The 1,559-nt window shown below is 34.1% G+C and carries 3 protein-coding genes; all 3 read right to left on the bottom strand.

Annotated features, from left to right (window positions below; all coding sequences use genetic code 11):
* Nucleotides 1–212 precede the first annotated feature (212 nt).
* The 3 genes from DWZ01_RS11085 to DWZ01_RS10540 all read right to left on the bottom strand — a co-directional run bounded on the left by DWZ01_RS11085 (nt 213) and on the right by DWZ01_RS10540 (nt 1,267).
* A complete protein-coding gene (locus tag DWZ01_RS11085) occupies nt 213–377 on the bottom strand; it encodes an rRNA adenine methyltransferase (RefSeq protein WP_179297067.1) in 165 nt (54 codons plus the stop codon).
* Nucleotides 322–1,059, bottom strand: a complete 738-nt coding sequence (erm(B), locus tag DWZ01_RS10535; RefSeq protein WP_117848983.1) for a 23S rRNA (adenine(2058)-N(6))-methyltransferase Erm(B) — start codon at nt 1,057–1,059, stop codon at nt 322–324. Before erm(B) ends, DWZ01_RS11085 begins: the two co-directional genes overlap by 56 nt.
* A 124-nt stretch (nt 1,060–1,183) precedes the next feature.
* A complete protein-coding gene (locus DWZ01_RS10540) occupies nt 1,184–1,267 on the bottom strand; it encodes a 23S rRNA methyltransferase attenuation leader peptide (RefSeq protein ID WP_001814874.1) in 84 nt (27 codons plus the stop codon).
* Nucleotides 1,268–1,559 lie beyond the last annotated feature (292 nt).

Consider the following 1,559-nt stretch of genomic DNA (forward strand, 5'->3'; position numbering starts at 1 on the left):
AACGCGTTGCGCTGAGTCCTGAGGCTGTTGCAATGAAAATGAGAATCAAGGCTAGAAAATAGAGTGATACGTATAAAAAATATAATAATTGCGTAAACTTGATTTGCCTGAGAGCATATGCTATAATGGCAATAGCTAAGAAAAGATATAATGTGTCACGTAGACACAAAACGAACCCCCAGTAGCAGCCACTACTGGGGGTTCTTCTCATTTTACGGTTGAGCCTCCGTTAGGTTAGTTGTCGCTGTTATATCTAATAATTTATCTCCATTCCCTTTAGTAACGTGTAACTTTCCAAATTTACAAAAGCGACTCATAGAATTATTTCCTCCCGTTAAATAATAGATAACTATTAAAAATAGACAATACTTGCTCATAAGTAATGGTACTTAAATTGTTTACTTTGGCGTGTTTCATTGCTTGATGAAATTGATTTTTAGTAAACAGTTGACGATATTCTCGATTGACCCATTTTGAAACAAAGTACGTATATAGCTTCCAATATTTATCTGGAACATCTGTGGTATGGCGGGTAAGTTTTATTAAGACACTGTTTACTTTTGGTTTAGGATGAAAGCATTCCGCTGGCAGCTTAAGCAATTGCTGAATCGAGACTTGAGTGTGCAAGAGCAACCCTAGTGTTCGGTGAATATCCAAGGTACGCTTGTAGAATCCTTCTTCAACAATCAGATAGATGTCAGACGCACGGCTTTCAAAAACCACTTTTTTAATAATTTGTGTGCTTAAATTGTAAGGAATATTCCCAACAATTTTATACCTCTGTTTGTTAGGGAATTGAAACTGTAGAATATCTTGGTGAATTAAAGTGACACGAGTATTCAGTTTTAATTTTTCTGACGATAAGTTGAATAGATGACTGTCTAATTCAATAGACGTTACCTGTTTACTTATTTTAGCCAGTTTCGTCGTTAAATGCCCTTTACCTGTTCCAATTTCGTAAACGGTATCGGTTTCTTTTAAATTCAATTGTTTTATTATTTGGTTGAGTACTTTTTCACTCGTTAAAAAGTTTTGAAAATATTTTATATTTTTGTTCATGTAATCACTCCTGAAGTGATTACATCAGTAAATAAATACAGAAGATAAACGATTTGTTTGTAATTTTAGTTATCTGTTTAAAAAGTCATAAGATTAGTCACTGGTAGGAATTAATCTAACGTATTTATTTATCTGCGTAATCACTGTTTTTAGTCTGTTTCAAAACAGTAGATGTTTTATCTACATTACGCATTTGGAATACCAACATGACGAATCCCTCCTTCTTAATTACAAATTTTTAGCATCTAATTTAACTTCAATTCCTATTATACAAAATTTTAGAGACCGTTTCAAGTTTTGTGTAAACGTTAAAAACTGATATAAGATTTGTGAATAGTTACAATGGGCAGAGCCGATTTTCCGGATTCTGCCCATATCTGCATTATACAGTAGTTTTTAGGCATGTCAATAAAACCTGCCTAAAATTGACTGCTTTACAGGTTCCGCCCTTGATTCTCATTTTCATTGCAACAGCCTCAGGACTCAGCGCAACGCGTTGC

Source organism: Collinsella sp. AF28-5AC (assembly GCF_003457875.1).
GTDB lineage: Bacteria > Actinomycetota > Coriobacteriia > Coriobacteriales > Coriobacteriaceae > Collinsella.